Annotated in this window: 12 protein-coding genes; 7 read left to right on the forward strand and 5 right to left on the reverse strand. The window is 63.3% G+C overall.

Translation table 11 applies throughout. From position 1 onward, the window contains the following. Positions 1-93 precede the first annotated feature (93 nt). Complete coding sequence (locus KYE46_RS01950; RefSeq protein WP_219003107.1) at positions 94-1,077, forward strand: complex I NDUFA9 subunit family protein; 984 nt, start codon at positions 94-96, stop codon at positions 1,075-1,077. Between the two features lie 6 nt (positions 1,078-1,083). Here the strand turns inward: KYE46_RS01950 and KYE46_RS01955 are convergent, their stop codons facing one another. Beyond that, positions 1,084-1,887 carry an undecaprenyl-diphosphate phosphatase gene (locus KYE46_RS01955; protein WP_219003109.1) on the reverse strand — a complete coding sequence of 268 codons (804 nt, stop codon included), beginning with the start codon at positions 1,885-1,887 and terminating at the stop codon, positions 1,084-1,086. A gap of 205 nt (positions 1,888-2,092) precedes the next feature. Between KYE46_RS01955 and KYE46_RS01960 the strand changes: the two genes are divergently transcribed. The 3 genes from KYE46_RS01960 (at position 2,093) to gltB (ending at position 8,977) form a co-directional block, all read left to right on the forward strand. Continuing rightward, positions 2,093-3,529, forward strand: coding sequence for an NAD(P)-dependent oxidoreductase (locus KYE46_RS01960; protein ID WP_219003110.1), 1,437 nt, complete (start codon positions 2,093-2,095; stop codon positions 3,527-3,529). A 59-nt stretch (positions 3,530-3,588) separates the two neighbouring features. Beyond that, positions 3,589-4,329: a hypothetical protein gene (locus tag KYE46_RS01965; protein WP_219003112.1), complete on the forward strand. Its 741-nt coding sequence runs from the start codon at positions 3,589-3,591 to the stop codon at positions 4,327-4,329. A gap of 112 nt (positions 4,330-4,441) precedes the next feature. Next, positions 4,442-8,977, forward strand: coding sequence for a glutamate synthase large subunit (gene gltB / locus KYE46_RS01970; protein ID WP_219003113.1), 4,536 nt, complete (start codon positions 4,442-4,444; stop codon positions 8,975-8,977). Between the two features lie 83 nt (positions 8,978-9,060). On the opposite strand, the gene serB is transcribed toward gltB, so the two are convergent. The 4 genes from serB to KYE46_RS01990 all read right to left on the reverse strand — a co-directional run bounded on the left by serB (position 9,061) and on the right by KYE46_RS01990 (position 14,191). Continuing rightward, positions 9,061-9,936: a phosphoserine phosphatase SerB gene (gene serB / locus KYE46_RS01975; RefSeq protein ID WP_219003114.1), complete on the reverse strand. Its 876-nt coding sequence runs from the start codon at positions 9,934-9,936 to the stop codon at positions 9,061-9,063. Between the two features lie 134 nt (positions 9,937-10,070). After that, complete coding sequence (locus tag KYE46_RS01980) at positions 10,071-11,129, reverse strand: lipocalin-like domain-containing protein (protein ID WP_428845071.1); 1,059 nt, start codon at positions 11,127-11,129, stop codon at positions 10,071-10,073. After that, positions 11,129-13,519 carry an ABC transporter permease gene (locus KYE46_RS01985; protein ID WP_219003116.1) on the reverse strand — a complete coding sequence of 797 codons (2,391 nt, stop codon included), beginning with the start codon at positions 13,517-13,519 and terminating at the stop codon, positions 11,129-11,131. Before KYE46_RS01985 ends, KYE46_RS01980 begins: the two co-directional genes overlap by 1 nt. 3 nt (positions 13,520-13,522) lie before the next feature. Further along, positions 13,523-14,191 carry an ABC transporter ATP-binding protein gene (locus tag KYE46_RS01990; protein WP_219003117.1) on the reverse strand — a complete coding sequence of 223 codons (669 nt, stop codon included), beginning with the start codon at positions 14,189-14,191 and terminating at the stop codon, positions 13,523-13,525. Positions 14,192-14,414: 223 nt separating this feature from the next. Between KYE46_RS01990 and KYE46_RS01995 the strand changes: the two genes are divergently transcribed. From KYE46_RS01995 to KYE46_RS02005, 3 genes are all read left to right on the forward strand, one after another. Beyond that, a complete protein-coding gene (locus tag KYE46_RS01995) occupies positions 14,415-15,572 on the forward strand; it encodes a phosphoserine transaminase (protein ID WP_219003118.1) in 1,158 nt (385 codons plus the stop codon). Between the two features lie 86 nt (positions 15,573-15,658). Then, on the forward strand, positions 15,659-17,254 hold the full coding sequence (gene serA, locus KYE46_RS02000) for a phosphoglycerate dehydrogenase (RefSeq protein ID WP_219003119.1): 1,596 nt from the start codon (positions 15,659-15,661) through the stop codon (positions 17,252-17,254). A gap of 92 nt (positions 17,255-17,346) precedes the next feature. Beyond that, positions 17,347-18,522, forward strand: a complete 1,176-nt coding sequence (locus tag KYE46_RS02005; protein ID WP_219003120.1) for an acetyl-CoA C-acyltransferase family protein — start codon at positions 17,347-17,349, stop codon at positions 18,520-18,522. The last annotated feature ends 85 nt before the right edge of the window (positions 18,523-18,607 follow it).

Below are 18,607 nucleotides of genomic sequence, written 5' to 3' on the forward strand. Positions count from 1 at the left end.
GAACTCGGCGGAAAGTTGAGACCTTTTGCGCCTTGCCGCACTTGGGGCAGCCACGTATCACCACACACGAGACGCGAATGAAGGAGCCTGATCATGGCCAAACTCGTCACCATTTTCGGCGGATCCGGCTTCGTTGGCCGCTATATCGCCCGTCGCATGGCCAAAGACGGCTGGCGCGTGCGCGTTGCCGTCCGTCGCCCGAACGAAGCGCTGTTCGTGAAGCCCTACGGCGTTGTGGGGCAGGTGGAGCCGATCCTCGCGAATATCCGCGACGAGGGATCCGTGCGCGCCGCGATCCGGGGTGCCGATGCTGTCGTCAACTGCGTCGGGACGTTCGACGCGGGCGGCAAGAACAATTTTCAGGCGGTGCAGCATGAGGGCGCAGCCCTTCTGGCGCGCGTCGCAGCGGAAGAAGGCGCCGTCAACTTCGTCCAGATCTCGGCCATTGGCGCGGATGAGGACAGTGAAAGCCTCTACGCCAAATCCAAGGCCCAGGGCGAGGCGGCGGTGCTCGAGGCATTTCCCAACGCCACGATCCTGCGGCCTTCCGTGATCTTTGGCCCGGAGGATGCGTTCTTCAACCGGTTCGCCGGCATGACGCGCAATTCGCCGATCCTTCCCGTCGCGGGCGCCGACACACGTTTCCAACCTGTCTATGTCGACGATGTGGCCCAGGCCGCCGTCCTCGGGGCGCAGGGTCTGGCAACGGGCACCTATGAGCTTGGCGGACCGGACACGGCGACCTTCCGCGAGCTGATGGAGAAGATGCTGAACGTCGTGCGGCGGCGTCGTCTGATCGTGAACATGCCGTTCTTCTTCGCAGGCATCCTGGGTTCGATCCTCGATTTCATGTCCACGATCACGGGCGGTCTGTTCAACAATTCGATCCTGACGCGCGATCAGGTGCGCAGCCTCCAGTACGACAACGTGGTGGCCGACGATGCCAGGACGTTTGCCGATCTGGGGATCGAGCCGACGTCGATGGACGTGGTGTTGGAAGATTACCTCTGGCCCTATCGGCCTGCGGGGCAGTTCTCCGACATTCAGGAAAGCGCCAAGAACCTCCGCGAAGGTTGAGCCTCTTCAGGTGTAAGCGATCAGCAGCAGAACTACGCCCAGGATCACGCGGTAGATCACGTAGGGCGTGAAGCTGACCGCGCGCAACAGTTTGAACATCAGCACCAGCGCGCAGAGGGCGGCGATGAAGGAGAGCGCCGCCGCAATCGCCCCATCCCGCGCGGTTTGCATGTCTGCGGTCGCAATGACCTCCGCGCCGGCAAAGACCCCGGACGCTATGATCGTGGGGATCGACATCAGCATCGCGATACGGGCCGCGCTCTCGCGATCGTAACCCAGATACCGCGCCGCGCTGATGGTGATGCCTGACCGGGAGGTGCCGGGTATCAGCGCGACAGCCTGCCAAAGCCCCATGATTATCGCGTGGCGCAGGCTCCACTCCTCGGCGTGTTTCTCATGCGAGCCTTTCTGGTCGAACCAGTAGAGCACGAGACCGAAGAGAAGCATTGTCCAGCCGATCACCGCAATCGAGCGCAGGCTGTCGTAGATACCGGTGATTTCCAGAAACAACCCGAACAGGATCACCGGGATCGTCGAGAGCACCAACAGTATCGCCAGCTTCGCCCCGGGCGTATCCACACGCCCGGTGAGCATCCGCGGCGTGCCAATGAGCGCCGCTTTCACGTCACGCCAGAAGTACAGGATCACGGCACCCAACGTGCCGACGTGAACGGCCACATCGATTGCCTGCCCCTGATCCTCTGACCCCAGAAGATTCGGGAGCAGGATCAGGTGTCCGGACGACGAAACGGGCAAGAACTCCGTCACACCTTGAATTAATGCGAGAAGGAAGAGTGTGAGCAGGTCCATATTTGGCTCCGAGTACGTCGTTCTAACTATCGATAATTATTTGTTAAAATTGAAATTAGGTAACGTTAGCTGACCAAATTTCGGTACGGTCTGTTGCGGCAGAGTGTCCAAGGTCATCGAAAAGCACCAAATAGGTCAGCATAGCTGTCTTTTTATCCCCAAAGGCCCCGGTTATACGGACGTTCTAATCGACGGAGGAAGCGTTGTGGCCAAGCAACCCATGTTGAAATTCGTGACCGTGGGCAAGGAAATGCCCGAAAAGCGGGAAGCGGACCAGCGGAAAGAAGATTTCGCCGAAATCTACGGCGAGTATGCAACGGCGAAGGCGGCAGAGCAGGCCGGTCGTTGCAGCCAATGTGGTGTGCCCTACTGCCAATCCCATTGCCCGTTGCACAACAACATCCCCGATTGGCTGAAACTGACGGCCGAGGGGCGGCTGCGCGAGGCCTACGATATCTCGCAGGCAACCAACACATTTCCGGAGATTTGCGGCCGGATCTGCCCACAGGATCGGCTCTGCGAAGGCAATTGCGTCATCGAGCAGTCGGGACACGGCACTGTCACCATCGGCTCCGTCGAGAAATATATTACAGATACCGCGTGGGATAACGGTTGGGTCATGCCCATCGCCCCGGCGGAAGAGCGCCCCGAGTCCGTTGGTATCATCGGCGCCGGTCCGGGCGGCCTGGCTGCCGCCGACATGCTGCGTCGCGCAGGGCTGCAGGTGACGGTCTATGATCGCTACGACCGGTCCGGCGGGCTGATGATGTACGGCATTCCCGGCTTCAAGCTGGAAAAAGACGTCGTCGTGCGTCGCAACAAGCAACTTGAAGACGGCGGCGTGAAATTCGTTCTGAACTGCAACGTGGGCGAGGATATCTCCTTCTCCGAGATCCGCGAGAAGCACGATTTCGTCGTGATCGCCACGGGCGTTTACAAATCCCGTGAGCTGGACGGCCCCGGTTCGGGCAGCGGCGGCATCATCCGCGCGATCGACTACCTGACCGCATCAAACCGCAAGTCATTCGGCGACGACGTGCCCGAATTCGAAAGCGGTGAGTTGAGCGCCGAGGGCAAGCGCGTCGTCGTCATCGGCGGCGGCGACACGGCGATGGACTGCGTGCGCACCGCGACGCGGCAGGGCGCGACATCGGTCAAGTGCCTCTACCGCCGCGACGAGGCGAACATGCCGGGCTCCATGCGCGAAGTGCAGAACGCCAAGGAAGAGGGCGTCGATTTCGTCTGGCTCTCCTCTCCCAAGGGCTTCACCGACGGCAAGGGTGCCGTGAATGGCGTGATGATCCAGAAGATGCGTCTGGGCGCTCCCGACCAGACCGGGCGGCAAAGCCCGGAAATCATCGAGAACGCGGATTACATCGAAGAAGCCGACATGGTCATCAAGGCGCTCGGTTTCTCGCCCGAAGATCTGCCGACGCTCTGGGATACGCCCGAACTTGAGGTGACCCGGTGGGGCACCGTGAAAGCCAGCCGCACCCATGAGACCGAGCTGCCGAACGTCTATGCCGTGGGCGATATCGTCCGGGGCGCGAGCCTTGTGGTCTGGGCGATCCGTGACGGACGCGAAGCCGCGGAGGCGATTCTGGAACGCGTGTATCTTGGTGCCACCGTGGCCGCTGAGTAGTCGCCCCCTCGGCGCGCTCGATGGGGCCACGGCCTGAAACTGACAAGAAAGCTGACCGAATGAACGCCATTCGCAAACAGATCCTCACCGCTGCGCTGGGCATGGCCATTCTGGCCAGCGCCCCCGTCGCTGCGAACGCACAGGGTGCGAACACGCAATTCGCGGTGCCTGACGGATGTACGGCTTTCCTGACGGTTCAGTCCCGCTCGTGCCTCATCGCTCATTATTGGACGTGTGAGGCGGACCCGGAAGGCACCCATTGGCGGGTAACCCTCGATCAGGAAGGCGCCTTCTACCTGAATTATACGGACACGGAGTTTCGCTGGCTGCGCGCCTTCAATCTCCGCAGCGGCTCCACCGACACGTTGATCGAGCCCGAGGACGATCCGGCTTCCCTGTCGGACCTTCTGGAAACCGGCAGCGACACGATGGCCTTCTCTGTCCGCGAAGAGCGCGCCGAAGGCACGTTCCGTCGCGATTACACCGGGTACGACAGGCTGACCGGAGCCTCTGTCACCGTCGACGGCGAGGAGCTTCTCGTCACCGATTTCGCCTACCAGTGGGAAACCGAAGCAGGCCCGAGAGAGACCGAAGGCAGCCAATTCGTGAGCCCGCGTCTTGGCCTGTTTTTTGGCGGGTTAGAGACTGTCACAACGCCATCCGGCGAGGTGTTCGAGGGCAACTACAGCCCGATGGAGTTCGCCGAACCGGGCGAGGCAGGGTTCCTCTCGACCACACCGCAGTACGATTGCGGCGACGTGATGAGTAGAGCCACGTCTCCCGTTGGTGACTTCGGATGATCGTTCTCGCATACGCAGCAGGCTCTGACCTGCTGATTAGACACACATTCAGTGAACTGTGCCGCTCCCAAGCGCCGGTCGCTTCCAGCGTTTTATCCTGAGGAGGATGACTATGACCCAATTCGACGCCAACTGGGCCGCCGCCGAAGAGGCGAAGCGCAAATGGATGGAAGAAAACGGCATGTTCCGCGAAGAGGACGAGCATTCGTCCTGCGGTGTGGGGCTTGTGGTTTCCATTGACGGCAAGCCCACGCGGTCGGTCGTAGAGGCGGGCATCTCCGCGCTCAAGGCGATCTGGCACCGCGGCGCGGTGGACGCGGATGGCAAGACCGGTGACGGCGCCGGCATCCACGTGCAGATCCCCGTGCCCTTCTTCGCCGAGCAGGTGCAGCGCACCGGCCACGAGATGCGCGACGAGCTGATGGCGGTGGGCCAGGTCTTCCTGCCGCGCAGCGACTTCGGCGCGCAGGAGGTTTGCCGGACCATCGTGGAATCCGAGGTTCTGCGGATGGGCTATTACATCTACGGCTGGCGCCACGTGCCGGTGGATGTGACCTGCCTTGGCGAGAAGGCCAACGCCACCCGCCCCGAGATCGAGCAGATCATCATCTCCAACGCCAAGGGCGTCGACGAAGAGACCTTCGAGCGCGAGCTCTACGTCATCCGTCGCCGGATCGAGAAGGCCGCCGCCGCGGCCGGCGTGCGCGAGCTTTACCTCTGTTCGCTGTCCTGCCGCTCGGTGATCTACAAGGGCATGATGCTGGCCGAGCAGGTGGCGGAGTTCTACCCCGACCTGCAGGATGAGCGTTTCGAGAGCGCCTTCGCGATCTACCACCAGCGCTATTCCACCAACACCTTCCCCCAGTGGTGGCTCGCGCAGCCGTTCCGCATGTTGGCCCACAACGGCGAGATCAACACGCTCAAGGGCAACCTGAACTGGATGAAAAGCCACGAGATCCGCATGGCCTCGGGCTTCTTCGGAGACATGGCCGAGGACATCAAGCCGATCGTCGCGGGCGGCTCCAGCGACTCCGCCGCGCTGGATGCGGTCTTTGAGGTCATGGTCCGCGCCGGCCGCTCCGCACCGATGGCCAAGACCATGCTGGTGCCTGAGGCATGGAGCCAGACGGCGACCGAGCTGCCGAAGCCCTGGCTCGACATGTATTCCTACTGCAACTCCGTGATGGAGCCCTGGGACGGCCCCGCCGCGCTGGCGATGACCGACGGGCGTTGGGTCTGTGCCGGGCTCGACCGGAGCGGCCTGCGCCCGATGCGCTATGTCGTGACCGGTGACGGCTTGCTGATCGCAGGGTCCGAGACCGGCATGGTCCCGGTCGATGAAGCGAACGTCGTTGAAAAGGGCGCGTTGGGCCCCGGTCAGATGATCGCCGTCGACATGCAGGACCAGGCTCTGTTCCACGACTCCGAGATCAAGGATGCGCTTGCAGCCAGCCGCGATTTCGGCGGGTGGGTCAGCCGGATCACCGATCTCGAGAAAGAGACCAGCGGGCAGACGGAACAGGCTCTATTCAGCGGTGCAGAGTTGCGTCGCCGTCAGGTCGCGGCGGGCTACAGCATCGAGGAAGTCGAGCAGATCCTCGCGCCCATGGCCGAGGACGCGAAAGAGGCGCTGGCCTCCATGGGCGACGACACGCCAAGCGCGGTGCTCTCCTCCCAGTATCGGCCCCTGTCGCACTACTTCCGGCAGAACTTCAGCCAGGTTACCAACCCGCCCATCGACAGCCTGCGCGAATACCGCGTGATGTCCCTGAAGACGCGGTTCGGCAACCTGAAGAACGTGCTGGACGAAGACAGCTCGCAGACCGAGATCCTCGTGCTCAACAGCCCCTTCGTGGCGAACGCGCAGTTCGACAAGATGGTGAGCTACTTCGGCGATTCCGTCGCGACGCTGGATTGTACCTTCGAGGCGGGCGGAGAGAGCGGCGCGTTGCGCAAGGGGCTGGAGCGGCTGCGGGCCGAGGCCGAGGATGCCGTACGCTCCGGCGCGGGGCACATCGTTTTGACCGATCAGGGTCAAGGCGAAGGTCGTGTGGCGATACCGATGATCCTTGCCACCAGTGCCGTTCATTCGGGCCTGACCCGCAAGGGTCTGCGGACCTTCTGCTCGCTCAACGTGCGCTCGGCCGAGTGCATTGACCCGCATTACTTCGCCGTTCTCGTCGGCTGTGGCGCCACCACGGTGAATGCCTACTTGGCGCAAGACAGCATCGCTGACCGGATCGACCGCGGGTTGATCGAAGGCACCCTGACCGAGGCGATGGCCCGCTACCGCGCGGCGATCGACGCGGGCCTGCTCAAGATTATGGGCAAGATGGGCATCTCGGTGATCTCATCCTACCGGGGCGGCTTGAACTTCGAGGCGGTGGGCCTCTCGCGTGCGATGGTCGCGGAATATTTCCCCGGCATGCTCAGCCGGATCAGCGGTATCGGCGTCAGCGGTCTGCAGACCAAGGTGGAGGAGGTCCACGCCAAGGGCTTCCTGCGCGGTGAAGGTGTTCTGCCCATCGGTGGTTTATACAAGGCGCGCCGCTCGGGTGAGACCCACGCGTGGCAGGCGACGAACATGCATATCCTGCAAGAAGCCTGTAACCGCGCCTCTTACGGGCTTTGGAAGCAGTATTCGGCCCAGATGCGGATGAACCCGCCGATCCACCTGCGCGATTTGATGGCGATCAAGCCGATGGGTGCCCCGGTCCCGATCGAGGAAGTCGAGAGCATCACCTCGATCCGCAAGCGTTTTGTCACGCCCGGCATGTCGCTCGGCGCGCTGTCGCCCGAAGCGCACAAGACCCTGAACGTTGCGATGAACCGGATCGGTGCGAAGTCCGACTCGGGCGAGGGCGGCGAAGATCCGGCGCATTTCGTGCCCGAGCCCAACGGTGACAACCCAAGCGCCAAGATCAAGCAGGTCGCCTCTGGCCGGTTCGGTGTGACCGCCGAATACCTGAACCAGTGTGAAGAGCTGGAGATCAAGGTCGCCCAGGGCGCCAAGCCCGGAGAGGGCGGTCAGTTGCCCGGCATGAAGGTCACCGACCTGATTGCACGGCTGCGTCATTCCACGCCCGGCGTGATGCTGATCTCTCCGCCGCCGCACCACGACATCTACTCGATCGAGGACCTCGCGCAGCTGATCTACGACCTCAAGCAGATCAACCCGCGTTGCAAGGTGACGGTGAAGCTTGTTGCCTCCTCCGGCGTTGGCACGATCGCGGCGGGTGTGGCCAAGGCCAAGGCCGACGTGATCCTGATTTCCGGTCACAACGGCGGCACCGGCGCAAGCCCTGCCACCTCGATCAAATACGCCGGCCTCCCGTGGGAGATGGGCCTGACCGAGGCGCATCAGGTTCTGGCGATGAACAACCTGCGCGGTCGCGTGACCCTGCGGACCGATGGTGGCCTGCGCACCGGGCGCGACATCGTCATGGCGGCGATGATGGGGGCCGAGGAATACGGCATCGGCACCGCCGCGCTGATCGCCATGGGCTGCATCATGGTGCGTCAGTGCCAGTCCAACACCTGCCCGGTGGGCGTCTGCACGCAAGACGAAGCACTCCGTGACAAGTTCACGGGCAACGCCGACAAGGTGGTGAACCTGATCACCTTCTATGCCGAGGAAGTGCGCGAGATCCTGGCCGAGATCGGGGCTCGCAGCCTCGACGAGGTGATCGGCCGCGCTGACCTGCTGAGCCAGGTGAGCCGGGGTGCGGCGCATCTGGATGACCTCGACCTCAACCCGATGCTCATCACCGTCGATGGCGCGGATCGGATCGTCTACGACCGGAACAAGCCGCGCAATGCGGTGCCGGATACGCTGGATGCACAGATCGTGAAGGATGCCGACCGCTTCCTGCAGGATGGCGAGAAGATGCAGCTTTCCTACGCGGTGCAGAACACGCAGCGGACCATCGGCACGCGCACCTCGAGCCATATCGTCAAGAACTTCGGGATGCGCAACGACCTGCAGCCGGACCATCTGACGGTGAAGCTGAAGGGCTCGGCTGGCCAATCGCTCGGCGCCTTCGCGGCGCCGGGTCTGAAGCTGGAGGTTTCGGGCGATAGCAACGACTACGTCGGCAAGGGCCTCTCGGGGGGCACCATCGTGGTGCGTCCGCCGATGGCCTCGCCGCTGAAGGCGTCCGAGAACGTGATCATCGGCAACACGGTGCTTTACGGGGCGACCGATGGCTACCTCTTTGCCGCAGGTCGCGCGGGCGAGCGGTTTGCCGTCCGCAACTCGGGCGCGAAAACGGTGATCGAGGGCTGCGGCTCCAATGGTTGCGAGTACATGACTGGCGGTGTCGTCGTCATCCTCGGCTCGATCAGCGCGAACTTCGGGGCGGGCATGACGGGCGGGATGGCCTATCTCTACGATCCCGACGGCGATGCCCTGCCGCAGATGAACATGGAAACGCTGGTGACCTGCCCTGTGACGGTCGACCACTGGGAAGCGCAGCTGCGCGATCTGGTGGAGCGCCATGCCGAAGAGACCGGCAGCGTGAAGGCGCGCGACATCCTGCAACATTGGGAAACCGAGCGCGCCAATTTCGTTCAGGTCTGCCCGAAAGAAATGCTCGACAAGATCCCGGTCGGTCTGGGTCTCGAAGAGACCGCCGTTCCGGCAGAGTAAACCGCCCGTCGACAAAAAAGCCCCCGCTCCGCAGTTAAGCAGGGCGGGGGCTTTTGTCTGTTCAGGCCTACGCGGCGGTCCGCTCAGGCAGAGACGAAATCCGACTTCGCGTAACCTTGGATGAACAAAAGCGCCGTCAGATCGCCGTGATTGATGCGGTGCTTTGCCTGCTCCTGCACGGTTGGCTTGGCGTGCAACGCCACGCCGGTGCCGGCCAATTGAAGCATCCCCAGATCATTGGCCCCATCGCCTACCGCCAGCACATCGTCAGGCTGGATACCGAGGCTCTTTGTGATCCGCCGGAGAGCTTCCACCTTTGCGTCGCGGCCCACGATCGGGCGCGCGACGTCGCCTGTCAGGACACCGTTTTCGGCGAGCAGGACGTTGGCCTGATGCTCATCAAAGCCGAGTTTTTCTGCGATGGCTTGCGTAAATGCGGTGAAACCACCGGACACCAGCGCGCAATGAGCGCCATGGGCTTTAATGGTCGCGAGCAATGTCGCACCGCCCGGCATCAAGGTGATGCGCCGTTCCAGCACCGTGGCGATGGTGCTTTCGGGGAGACCTTTCAGAAGTCCCACACGCTCCAGCAGCGCGGCCTCGAAATCCAACTCGCCATTCATGGCGCGGGATGTGATCGCCGCGACACGCTCTCCGAAACCGGCCTCGTCTGCCAGCTCGTCGATGCATTCCTGCTGGATAATGGTGCTGTCCATGTCGGCCAGCAGAACCTTACGCTTCCGATCCTCCGCCTTCTGCCAGACCATATCTACGCCCTCGGCGCTCAGGCTCTCCCACACCGTCTGAATGTTGCGCGGGATTTTCGGCACGTCGAATTCCGCGCAATGGTTCGGGTCCAGCCAGGTCGCATCGCCCCCTCCCATCGCGTTGCGCAGGTTCGTCACGAGGCTCGCGTCAAGGTACATGGCGTGGTTTGTCAGCAGAGTGACCGTGTGCATCGTCAGAAGGCTCCAAGAAATTTTGGGCACATTAAGGCGCGACGGGATGATGGGCTAGGGCCAACGTGAGCGGTTGTCAGGTAGGTGGCGGCGGCGCTTGAACATCACGTGTCTGCGCCGCCGATCAGAGCCGTTTAGTCGTAACCCGTCATCTCCAAATACCCTCGACCGGCGTGAGTGCCGGTAAAGGAAATCGGGCCCTCCCAATAGGGGAATGACGTGTCCATCCAGCTGTTCGGGTTCAGGGCTCGCGTCGTAATGTCGATGTCGCGTTCAGGAAATTCCAACCGCCATTCCACTGGCACGTCCCGCCCCGCGACGCGATGCGTTGCCAGTGGTGTGAGGGTGATGGCCCCGTCGCCATAGGCTTGCGTGGTTCCATCGGCAGCGATGTAGGTGGCGGAGGTGAACGGTGCATCCGTATCGTCGCGCAAGGCAAACGCCATCAGGCGCGCGCCCTCCGGCAATTGTAGGGAAAACCACTCCCATCCGCTCTGCGTGTCCGACAGAGGCTGCGACGACCATTCGCGGTCCAGCCAGCCAGATCCGGTCACCGCCACCGGACCACTGGGCAGCATAAGCGTTCCGGTGACGTCGTAGAAAGGCTGCGAGTAATAGTAACTCGCCTGACCTTCGGCGCTTTTGACAGAGTAGCCGACATCGCCGTGAAAGATCAGCGGGCCGTCAGCCTGTAGCTCCAGGTCATAGGCAAAGTCGGCACCCCGCGCAGAGAGGGTTAGTGCATCAAGGGCGTCCCCCTCTGATGCCGTGGCGCTCATCTGCCAATCATCGATGAAGGCTCTGAACGGCTGAGTAGTGACGCCAGCTTGCCCAATCCCGCCGCGCGCGAGGCGTTCTGCACTGAAATGCGCGTCGGCGGTCGTCAACCCGGCGTGACCCATGAGCAACTGGGGCGCCGTCCAGTCATTGGAGGTCTCAGGAGCCAGCGCGCTGCGAAACAGGGTCCATTGGATGCCATAGGCGTTGCCCGCAGCATCCTCGAGCGTGGCTGTCAGGTACCACCACTCGATGCGGAAATCCGGGTGCGGGCCGTGATCGTCGGGAAAGGAAAACTCGGGTTCAGGCGCAGGGATCGCAAAGCCATCGGCGGAGGTGCCAAGTCCCGCGAACCCTTGGCCGAACGTCACTTGCGGGCCAAATAAGAGAGCAAGAGCGAGAAGAAACCGCATCATCAGCGCTCCTGTGCGAAAACTTGCGTGAGCCGCGCGGGCGCAATCCTGGCGAGGCGAAGCGTCGGACCAAGCGCCGCAAGGCCGGCGGCGAGGAGGGCTAAAATGCCCAACATGAGCCAATCACCGGGGAACACACGCATCGGCAGCCGCCACCCGAAGGCTTCGACGTTCACGATTGCGAGCAGCACCCAGGCTAAGGCGAGTCCGACGGGCAAGGCCGCCAAGAAGGTGATGGCCGCGAGGATCAGGCTGCGCGCCATCTCGACCCACGCCAAGGTTGCGCGCGACGCGCCGATGGCCCAGATCGGTGCAAGCTGCGGCAGCCGCAGATTAGCGAGCGTCAGGAGACTGGTCAGCAAAGCGATGCCTGCGACGCCAAGCGTGAGGACGTTCAGGGCACCGGTCACACGGAACGTCTGATCGAACACGTCGACCGAGAACGCCTTGACCTGCGCCTGATTGGTGACGGCATCCGCAGGCAGGCCAAATTCATCCCGCAGCCGCGAGGCTAACTCCGGCGCGCGTTCAGGTGACACGCGGATTGCAAACCGAGTGGCGCGCGACGCAGGATAAGTCTCTGTCAGGCGGTTCAGAGACACAATCGCCTGTCCACTCGGGTTTCCGTAGTCGGAGTAAACCCCCACAATCGGAAGGCCCCCGGCAATCGCAAGCGTGTCGCCGAGCCTCAGTCCCTCACGGCGCGCCATCTGCTCATTGACCAATGCGGCATTCCCGGTGGCAAGTGCCTCCCATGCATCGGGAGTTTGCGAGAGAAGCGGCCAAGCCTCCCGGTACGTCGCATGATCCACAACGCCGAACAGCTCGGCAGGCCGATCGAACAACCGCACCTCTGTCGACACGATCGGAAGGATCGCGTCGACCTCCGGCGCGAGAGCGGCCATCAAGGCCTCCGCCTCGTCAGGCGTGGCGGCGCTCACGTAGAGCTCTGAGGCAAGGCGCTGATCGAGCCAGCCCAGAAACGTCGTGCGGAAGGAACCCACCATGGTCGAGACGCCGACGTTTGCCGACAGCGCCAGAAGGAGCGCCATCAAGGCGAGCGAAAGCCCCGGTATCTGTTGCTTGGTGTCAGCCACGACCCACTCTGCAAAGGCGCCTTTCGGTCGGATGAGGGACAGGGCAGCGGTCATAACCATCGGCAGCGCCAAGGCAGCGCCGATCAACAGGCACGCCAAACAGGCGAAGGCCGCGAGCAAGCCCTGCCCAAGCCACGCCAGTGTCCCCGACGCCACGAAAAGTGCCAGTGCCACGAGTCCTTGCAAGCGGATTATTCTGCCGGAGGCCTGCGCCCAGGCCCGTGGCATCGCAGGTGCCAGAAGCGGCATCCGCGCGGTGCGTATCATCGCCTGAACGGCGGCAGCACCTGTGCCAAGGAGCGTGATAAACAGTCCCGAAACCGCCCAATAGGGACTGAAACTCAGCACGCCGTCGATCTCGGCCCCGTAGAGCCCTCGCAATGTGCCGGCCACCCCCGGCAACAAGCTCGTTGCGATCAAGTATCCCAAGGCCACCCCAATGATGCCCGCGATCAAGGCGATGCCCGCAAGCTCTAGCGATAGAGCGACAAGAATGGTCCGCAGCGGCGTTCCCAAGGCGCGCAGGGTTCGCAGAAGCGCGCGTCGTTGCTCGAACGCGAGGCCGATTGCGGCGTGGACGATGAACAGCCCAACGCCAAAAGCGAGGAAGCCGAAGGCTGTCAGATTGAGGTGAAAGCTATCGGTAAGCCGCGCGATATCGTTGCCGGTCTGGGGCTCGCGCAGGGAGAGGTCCGTTGCGGAGCTCAGGGGCGGCAATCCGAAGGGCTGATCAGGATCGACGAGGAGGTAAGACGGCCCGCTTTGATCAATGAGTCGCGCAGCGGTGGAGATGTCCGTGATTGCAGCCGCGGGCGGAATGGAGTCGCGGATTTCAATAGGCGGCAAACCACCGGGAAGGGGGCCTGAGGCTGTCGCCTCACTCATCAGCAAAATGCCCGGAGCCGTGAAGAACCCTACGAGATCCAGGCTGCCCTCCAGCGACGGCCCCTGCGCCTCTTCCGGCATGGTGAGCGGGTCAATTCCAAGAACGCGCAACCGCCCCTCCGGATCGCGAAGTTCACCTGATATGACCGGCGAGACGAGATACCCTGCCTCTCGCAGGTTCAGATAGACGTCGATTGCGATGGGCTGCCCATCCGCGCGCATCAATCGTGTCAGTTGATCCTGCCCCAAGGTGGTCGCCGCGCGGTCATAAGCGGCGCGCGCCTCGGAGTTGATCGCCTGAACGCCCGTCCAGAGTGCCGTCGCCAGCGCCAGCCCCAACGCCAACATTGCAAACTGACTCGGATGCCGCCGCCAGTGCGAAAGAAGGCTCGAAACTGCGGTGTAGAGCATGTCCTAGCCTTCCAACCGCCCGCGTGACAGATGCACCCGGCGCTGCAAGCTGTCCGCAAGTCGCGGCGAATGCGTCACCATCAACAGCCCCGCGCCGGTTTCCGCAACCAAAGCCAGCAACAGCCCAAGAACGGTGTCACCGGTGTCTTCGTCGAGGTTGCCAGTAGGCTCGTCAGCCAGGATCAATGCCGGCCGAGAGACGAGGGCGCGCGCAATGGCCACGCGCTGCTGCTGCCCTCCCGAGAGTTGTTCAGGATATCTCGTGAGCAGATCCGCAAGCCCGAGACGCCCGGCAAGCTCCGCCGCGAACGGTGCGTCGTGCCGATTGGCCAGCCGCGCCTGTAGCGAGATGTTTTTCTCCACCGTCAGAGAAGGCACCAGGTTGAACTGCTGAAAGATCAGCCCAATCCTCGAGCGCCGCACCCGCGCCCGGGCAGCGTCATCGAGCTGACCAATGTCGCGCCCATCAAGCAGGACCTCTCCACTATCAGGCTGATCCAGCCCTCCGGACAGATGCAGAAGCGTCGACTTGCCGGATCCGCTCTCCCCCGTCAGTGCAAGGGTCTCGCCCGCGCGCAAACTGATCGAGACACCATCAAGCACCCGCAACGGACCGCGATCCGAAGGGTAAGTCTTGCGAATATCGCGGAGGTCGAGCAGCGGGGCGTCCATGTCAAAGATGTAGCAGTCGCGCGCGCGCCGAACACCCCTTCTGCTGAAATCGCATCCGTCCGAAGCCACGGAAGTTTCCGATAGAGAACCACCTCCCCGGAAAATGTGCCACTTCCGACGCAATAGGTCTCTTTTCCGGCTTGTCGCGGTCCACGCCCCCCCGTATCCCGGCGGTGGGACACCCCTCCCCAACGAGGGGCGCATATCTGTGAGGATACCAGTAATGGTTACGAACCAACCGGCCACGCGGCCGAACACGAAACCCGTGAACCCACGTTTTTCGTCCGGCCCCTGTGCCAAACCCCCCACCTGGACAGCTGAAGCTCTGGCGGACGCCCCCCTCGGCCGTTCGCACCGCGCGGCAGAAGGCAAGGCAAAGCTGAAGCGCGCGATCGACAAGACGGCCGAGATCCTCGGCGTGCCGGAAGGCTACCGCGTCGGCATCGTGCCCGCTTCCGACACCGGCGCCGTGGAGATGGCGATGTGGTCGCTGCTGGGCGCCCGCCCCTGCACCATGCTCGCGTGGGAAAGCTTCGGCGCTGGATGGGTGACCGATGCGGTCAAACAGCTCAACCTCGACGCTACCGTGACCACCGCCGACTATGGCGCGCTTCCTGATCTTGCCGCCGTCGACTGGAACACCGACGTCGTCTTCACCTGGAACGGCACGACCTCCGGGGTCCGCGTCCCGAATGGCGACGTGATCCCTGCTGACCGCGAAGGGCTGACCATCTGCGACGCCACCTCCGCCGCCTTCGCCCAGGATCTTCCCTGGGACAAGCTCGACGTGACCACCTTCTCCTGGCAGAAGGTCATGGGCGGTGAAGCGGCCCACGGCATGATCGTCCTCTCGCCCCGCGCGGTGGAGCGGCTGGAGTCCTACACCCCGGCCTGGCCCCTGCCCAAGATCTTCCGCCTCACCAAGGGCGGCAAGCTCATCGAGGGGATTTTCACCGGCGCCACCATCAACACGCCCTCCATGCTCTGCGTCGAGGATTACCTCTTCGCGCTGGATTGGGCCGAAAGCCTCGGCGGTCTGCCGGCCCTGAAGGCCCGTGCCGACGCCAACGCTCAGGCAATCCACGACTTCGTGGGCGCCCGCGACTGGATCGCCATCCTCGCCGAGGACGCCGCCACCCGCTCCAACACCTCCGTCTGCCTGAAGTTCACCGATGCGCGGATCAAGGACGGCGCAGCCTTCGCCAAGGCAGTCGCCAAGCGGCTCGCCGATGAAGGCGTGGCGCTGGACGTGGGCGCCTACCGCGACGCGCCTGCCGGTTTGCGCATCTGGTGCGGCGCCACCGTGGAGACCGCTGACATCGAGGCGATGCTCCCCTGGCTCGACTGGGCCTTCCACGCCGAAATCGAGGCGCAGGCCTGACCGCCTGCTCCTCCTTCATCTTGGTAAATACAACTCAATCCCACGGCCTGCCCCAAGCGCAGGCCCCCGACACAGGAGCGCCGACAATGGCCCCCAAAGTTCTCGTATCCGACAAGCTCTCGGAAACCGCCGTCCAGATCTTCCGCGACCGCGGCATCGATGTCACCTTCGACCCCACCATCGGCAAGGACAAGGAGAAGCTTCTCTCCGTCATCGACCAATATGACGGCCTCGCCATCCGCTCCGCCACCAAGGTGACGGAGAAGATCATCGCCGCCGCCACCAACCTCAAGGTCGTGGGTCGCGCCGGGATCGGGGTCGACAACGTCGACATCCCCGCCGCGTCGAAGAAGGGCATCATCGTGATGAACACGCCCTTCGGCAACTCGATCACCACGGCCGAGCACGCCATCGCGATGATGTTCGCCGTGGCCCGCCAGATCCCCGAGGCCTCCGCTTCAACCCACGATGGCAAGTGGGAGAAGTCGAAGTTCATGGGCGTCGAACTGACCGCCAAGACCCTCGGCGTCATTGGTGCCGGCAACATCGGCTCGATCGTCATTTCCCGCGCGCTCGGGCTGAAAATGAAGGTCGTGGCCTATGACCCCTTCCTGAGCGAGGAACGCGCGCGCGAGATCGGTTGCCAGAAAGTCGAGCTCGATGAGCTGCTGGAACGCGCTGATTTCATCACCATGCATGTGCCTTTCACCGAGAAGACCGCCAACATTCTTTCCGCCGAGAACCTCGCCAAGACGAAGAAAGGCGTGCGGATCATCAACTGCGCCCGTGGCGGTCTGGTGGATGAGGCGGCGCTCGCTGACCTGCTGAAATCTGGCCACGTCGCAGGCGCCGCCTTCGACGTGTTCGCGCAGGAACCCGCGACCGAGAACCCTCTCTTCCATCTGCCCAACGTGGTGGTCACGCCCCACCTCGGCGCGGCCACGACGGAAGCGCAGGAGAATGTCGCGCTGCAGGTGGCCGAGCAGATGTCTGATTATCTGCTGACCGGCGCCGTCTCGAACGCGCTGAACATGCCTTCGGTCACCGCCGAAGAGGCTGCCATCATGGGGCCATGGGTCAAGCTGGCCGAGCATCTGGGCGCCTTCGTCGGGCAACTCACTGACGAGCCGATCGAAAGCATCGAGGTGGTCTACAACGGTGTGGTCACCGGCATGAACCTCAAGGCGCTGGATTGCGCGGCCATCGCGGGCGTGATGAAGGCGACGAACCCGGACGTGAACATGGTTTCCGCCCCGGTGATCGCCAAGGAGCGCGGCGTCGAGTTGAGCCAGACGACGCAGGACAAGACCGGTGTCTTCGACGGCTATATCCGCCTCGTCGTGAAAACCGCCACGCGCGAGCGCTCGATCGCGGGGACGGTCTTCTCGGACGGCAAACCGCGCTTCATCCAGATCAAGGGCATCAACATCGATGCCGAAATCGGGGAGCACATGCTCTATACGACGAACGAAGACGTACCCGGGATCATCGGCACCTTGGGTCAGACCATGGGTGAAAACGGCGTCAACATCGCCAACTTCACCCTCGGTCGCTCCGGCCCGAAGGGCGGCGCGATCGCGCTGCTCTACCTTGATGCGCAACCCCCTGCGGACGTGCTCGAGAAGCTCATGGCCACCGGCATGTTCCAGCAGGTCAAGCCGCTGCAGTTCGACGCGGCCTGAGGCCAAGCCTTCTTCGGGACGCCGCGTTAAGGTTGGCGTGCCGCTGCGATAGATGCTCTAACCCTCCGTGACACATCGCGGAGGGTTTTTTCATGGACGATATCGTCATTCTGTCGGGCGCGCGCACGGCAATCGGCACCTTTGGGGGTTCACTGGCCGGCACGCCGCCCATCGACACGGGGACCGTGGTCGCCAAGGCAGCGCTGGAACGTGCTGGCGTCGAAGGCGGGCAGATCGGGCAGGTGGTCTTCGGTCACGTGATCAATACCGAACCTCGTGACATGTATCTTTCGCGGGTGGCGGCGATGCAGGCCGGTATCCCCGACACCACGCCCGCGATGAATGTGAACCGGCTTTGCGGCTCGGGTGCGCAGGCGATTGTCAGCGTGATCCAGTCGCTCGCTCTGGGTGACGCCGATTATGGTCTCGCCGGCGGTGCGGAAAGCATGTCGCGCGCGCCCTACATCTCCTCGGCGACGCGGTTCGGGCAGAAGATGGGCGACGTCAAGACCCTCGACATGATGCTCGGCGCGCTCAACTGCCCCTTCGGCACCGGTCACATGGGGGTCACGGCCGAGAACGTGGCAGACGAGCATGAAGTGACCCGCGAGCAGATGGATGCCTTCGCCCTGAGCAGTCAGGAACGCGCGGCCCACGCGATCGAGCAAGGCTACTTCAAGGACCAGATCGTCCCGGTCGAGGTGAAGGTCAAACGCGACATGGTGCCTTTCGAGGTCGACGAACACCCCAAAGCGACGTCGCTGGAAGCGCTCGGCGGCCTGCGCGCCGTGTTCCAGAAGGAGGGCCGTGTCACGGCCGGCAATGCCAGCGGCATCAACGACGGTGCCGCAGCCCTCGTGCTGGCCCGCGCCGACGCGGCCGAGGCCGCGGGCCTGACAGCACGCGCCCGCGTTCTGGGCTATGCGCACGCTGGCGTCCGCCCCGAGGTGATGGGGATCGGCCCGATCCCGGCGGTCGAGAACCTGATGGCGAAAACCGGTCTCAGCATCGCGGACTTTGACATCATCGAATCGAACGAGGCTTTTGCCGCCCAGGCGCTTGCGGTCAACAAGGGGCTCGGCATCGATCCGGCCAAGGTGAACCCGAACGGTGGGGCCATTGCTCTCGGTCACCCGGTCGGCGCGACCGGCGCCATCATCACCGTGAAAGCGCTCTATGAGCTGGAGCGGACCGGCGGCAAACGTGCGCTGATTACGATGTGCATCGGCGGCGGCCAAGGCATCGCCCTCGCCATCGAGCGCATCTGAGACCGTGACGACCCAAGACTTTTGCAAAAGTCTTGGGTCAGAGCCTTGCAAGGCTCTGCGCAGTCTTTTGCAAAAGACTGGCGGG

It is taken from the genome of Gymnodinialimonas ceratoperidinii, from assembly GCF_019297855.1.
Taxonomy (GTDB): Bacteria; Pseudomonadota; Alphaproteobacteria; order Rhodobacterales; family Rhodobacteraceae; genus Gymnodinialimonas; species Gymnodinialimonas ceratoperidinii.